The organism is Trichocoleus desertorum AS-A10 (assembly GCF_039962155.1).
GTDB lineage: Bacteria > Cyanobacteriota > Cyanobacteriia > FACHB-46 > FACHB-46 > Trichocoleus.
In genome coordinates this window covers 1-3,199 of record NZ_JAMPKN010000122.1, presented here as the reverse complement: position 1 = coordinate 3,199, position 3,199 = coordinate 1, and the positions used below count along the sequence as shown (strand labels likewise).

The window sequence follows — 3,199 nt, the reverse complement described above, 5'->3', positions numbered from 1 at the left end:
CCTCTCAGCCTGTACTACTCTCCCTCAAACCCTCTCCCATTCTCCCTTTCACTCTCTTTTTCACCGCGTCATTGATTCTGTTAACGACGTCAAATATTTTGTTAAATGACAACATTCAACCGCTTTTTATAGGCATTAGGGGTTTCTTGAAGCACTCTCAATATCTCTTCCATTAACGAAAAATTTAGTCATGATTGGTCATATTAAACCTGTACTTTCCTTAAATTCGCGCTCGCGGTAGGGGCGGTGAGGAGAGAGGGCGATCGCTCAACTGCCTACTCCGCAATCTCTTTGAGGATTATTCTATTTGTGAAGAAAGATGTGACAATGAATAGGCCAATGTCTCGGATGACGCAGGATTGCTGGAGATGCTGAGCTTGAACATCGATTACTTCAAGTCAAAGCCTGTGAACATTCCGAAGATTACGATTTTATTAGACCACGGTTATCATGTAGAGCATTTGATTGAGGAGTTAGAGCAGGTTTATCCTCAGATGCTGACGAAGGTCAGGTTTGAGCTTTCCACCAAACCCTCAAAGCAAGAGAAGGCTGCACAAGGGAAAACAGGATTTGTACCAGCAGTGGCTCGATGGGTGGTTGAACGCTCAAATGCTTGGATGGAACGTTGTCAAAGCCTGGTAAAAAACTTTGAGCGAACCTTATCTCATGCCACGACCAAACTCAATCTCTGTTTCGTGAGGCTGATGCTCAAGCGGCTTGCAGTCCCTTCCTAAGATCTCAAATGGGTTCTATATGGGCTCACCTAAACAACCAACCCTCTCGATTTACCAAGTAGTTGACGGAGAATATCAGGTTCAGCCGTTTCGGGGTAGCGATCGCCTTATTTCTGCTGCCTTTCCAGAACTGCAACTCACCGCAGAGCAAGTCTTTGCAGTCGGCCAATAGGCTAGTTTTAGGCGATCGCCTTTCCCTTCCTCACGGGTATCCAGGCAAAAACGCTCATTCTGAAGCGACCCACGCATCCCAAAGCAACGCCCGCTCGCTCCAGGCAGAGCGCATTAAATTCCAGCGAACTTCAGGGGTGGTGTGACCAAACAAGTTCATCATCGTTTGCAACATTTCGGGGGTAGAAAGGGTATTTGCCAGAAAAGCAGTCCACTGCGATCGCGGCAACTGCAAGAAGGAGGCAAAGAAGGCCTGTAGCGTTTGTTCATCAAACCGCATCAAATTCTCTAAACCAAACAGGTAGAGGGCGCGTTTCCGCCTCTCATCACTTGACCACAGCGTTTGCCATGCAAGTGCAGCAATTCTGGTGGGGGGAGCTTCCAGATTCTCAACCGCATGGGCGATCGTCTTCGCAACCCTAGGTGCACGTCGGAGCAAAGCCCCCACCAGGTAACCTGAGGCGGGATGCACTAGACTCGCTGCCCCACCAAACCCCATCACGGTCTGTTCGAGAGACGGTAACGGCAAATTCATGGGAAACAAACAGTATTCCACGTGCTGCACTTCTTTCACCTGCACACCTCGAAAGGCAAGCCGCTGCTCTAACCGTTGCTGCAACACCTCAAACGCCACAGCGGGACTGCTCGCCAATGACGTCTCTTCGACAAAAAAGACATCATTGCCTAAATCCATCGCGTAGAGGAAGGTAGGAGGCGCTTGGCGTTCCGCAGGTGGCAAGTGATCTGAGCGGTAGTCCATCAAGACAAACTGTTGGGGTTCGATCGGGGGTGAAGAGAATCTGCCCACGATGCCGTAGGCTGCTTGGTAAGCAATGCGATCGCTTTGGGGTCTGTTTAACAGCGCCGGTTTGTGACCACTGGCATCAATCACAAGTCTGGCGGATAAAGTCGTTCCTTCTGTGGTTGTGACACAAGAGCCATTAGCTAAATGCTCCACGGTGGCAGCAGTGCCCTGATGCCACGTCATTTTGCCGCGATCGCAGCGTTCCAAAAAGTAGTTTTGGAGTTTGACGTTATCGAATAAGCCATACTCGCGTTGAAGCGAAATTTCTTGTTGAGCCGCATAAGCCACACTGTTCTGCCAACGGTGGCTCAAAAGATGCGTCAAGTTCATCGGCTCTAATTCATCGCACCAAATCCCATAGGTGTTTGACCACTCAACCGGAGGCGGAACGGGCGCTAAACCGGCAACGTTCAACCCTTCATCACAAAGAGCAGCGGCGATCGCCAATCCTGCGGGTCCAGCGCCAATGACCAAAGCATCAAACACCAAAATCTAACCTCCCCTTTCCAGAACAGAGCCACTCCAATATGATTCCAACTGGCTGATGCTAATTTCTCTTGCCATACTGCTCAACCACTTTCCCCGGACTAATAAATGAAATTCCCTGCCCTCCAGAGGTGTTGATCATGACTGCTTCAATCACAGGTTCTGACACCGTTTTTTCTGCAACCCATTCCACCACAAAGTTTGCCCCTGATCCACCACTCGTATCATCCGCTGCCACAAAGAAGCTAGTGGAAGCCAGGGGCTTTAGGGCGACTGGGCGCTCAATATCTTGCCGCATGAGTTGACCATCCGTATCGTAGTACTTCACAGAGGTAATGATAATTGGATCGCTCAAGTCTGTATTGCGAACGCTCAGCGTCGCTGATAAATTCATGACCCGGTCTTGACTATTGTGATGATAGATATGCGAATAAATGGGAACATAAACGGTTTGCCCCATAACGATATCGTCTTTATTCAAGGGAACGGTTTGAAGCTGAGTTTCACGCTTTTGAACCGACACCGGATTTGACAAGTGGGTTTGAGGCGAGCAGGAAGCAAGCGCGATCGCCCCAATCACCCCAGCAAGATACAGATGATGTTTCAGCCTCATCAACATTCACCCTGTGATACTGATGCAGCATTGGTTCTTCAACCATAGTCGGAACCCTCGTAGACTCAAACAGTAGTCACTCCATTTCCACTATGCAGCTTGGCACTGCTGGCTCATTCCAAACTTGCGGACATTCAACACTATTTCCTTCACTTTTATTGAGGGTTCACCTTGGGATCAAGGGAGTCAAATGGACTCGGCACTACAGGGGTGCGGGTGCCATCAGCACCGGTGCGGTTGAGGGCAGCGCCCTTAAAAGGCAGGTGCCACCAGTGTTTGGTAGTCCTAAATAGGTAAGGATGCATTGTAGTGATGAACAAAGTACCAAACTGCACCAATATGGTTCTCTAACTTCTTGGAAAACGATAACGTCCTTCTCACTAAGCGGGA

4 protein-coding genes and 1 pseudogene are annotated in these 3,199 nt (G+C 49.3%); 2 read left to right on the top strand and 3 right to left on the bottom strand.

Annotated elements, in window-relative coordinates; all coding sequences use genetic code 11:
- Positions 1-368 precede the first annotated feature (368 nt).
- Positions 369-734, top strand: a complete 366-nt coding sequence (locus NDA01_RS31670) for a transposase (protein WP_431193622.1) — start codon at positions 369-371, stop codon at positions 732-734.
- Positions 735-753: 19 nt separating this feature from the next.
- Positions 754-906 (top strand): hypothetical protein, encoded by a 153-nt coding sequence (locus NDA01_RS31665; RefSeq protein WP_431193621.1) that lies wholly within the window; start codon positions 754-756, stop codon positions 904-906.
- 54 nt (positions 907-960) lie between these two features.
- On the opposite strand, the gene crtL is transcribed toward NDA01_RS31665, so the two are convergent.
- The 3 genes and pseudogenes from crtL to NDA01_RS31650 all read right to left on the bottom strand — a co-directional run.
- A complete protein-coding gene (crtL, locus tag NDA01_RS31660) occupies positions 961-2,196 on the bottom strand; it encodes a lycopene beta cyclase (RefSeq protein ID WP_348231181.1) in 1,236 nt (411 codons plus the stop codon).
- 61 nt (positions 2,197-2,257) lie between these two features.
- Positions 2,258-2,809, bottom strand: coding sequence for a DUF3124 domain-containing protein (locus NDA01_RS31655; RefSeq protein WP_348231179.1), 552 nt, complete (start codon positions 2,807-2,809; stop codon positions 2,258-2,260).
- Positions 2,810-3,094: 285 nt separating this feature from the next.
- Positions 3,095-3,199: pseudogene (locus NDA01_RS31650) on the bottom strand (IS1 family transposase); the annotation flags it as partial.